At 55.4% G+C, this 634-nt stretch carries 1 pseudogene; it reads left to right on the forward strand.

Features of this window, described 5'->3' with window-relative positions:
• Positions 1–86 precede the first annotated feature (86 nt).
• Positions 87–594: pseudogene (locus AAFX91_RS42295) on the forward strand (hypothetical protein); the annotation flags it as partial.
• Between the last annotated feature and the right edge of the window lie 40 nt (positions 595–634).

Here is a 634-nt window from a genome sequence, read left to right on the forward strand (position 1 = left end):
CTCCCGGACGCGCCAGCCCAACGAGGCCTCCTCAACAGAAAAAAAACGCTTCATTCCTCACGTTTTTCAGCAGACTGTTAGGGCTATCCGTCACTGTGATCGACGCCCGCAGCAGGCTTACTGTCCAAGGCGCTGGCTTCATTGCGCGACATCGGCTTTTTGGATGCTGCGCCGTCTGGCCAGATCACCTTTGCCGTATTCCATACCTTGGGATCCTCCATCGCTTCCCTGGACGAGATCGCCGAGACCGCCAATTTCATGGCTGGTGCAAAATATTTTCTGGTCAAGAACTTCATCAACGACACTCAGTTCTTCCAGTGGGACCAGTCGACCTACATCTCCTATTTCCACCGAATCAAGAACGCGACCGAGTTGACGATCCCTAAGCTCAATGAGATGGCCTATGAGCAAGTCGAAGTTGCTTCCGTCCCCTTCGTCGACTTCATAGCCAACAAGGGCCGGCACGACGAGGCCGCGAACTACTCGTTCGTGCTGCGCGGGTATGTCCGGCACTGGCTCGCCAATGTGTGGCGCGAATATGATCGCATCAACTTGACTGTGAGCGTCATCCGGCGACCACGCACTGAGGGCTGATCTGGTCGGCTAGGAAGATCTCGTGGATTGTTTCGTCACG

It is taken from the genome of Bradyrhizobium sp. 31Argb, assembly GCF_043638955.1.
Lineage (GTDB): Bacteria > Pseudomonadota > Alphaproteobacteria > Rhizobiales > Xanthobacteraceae > Bradyrhizobium.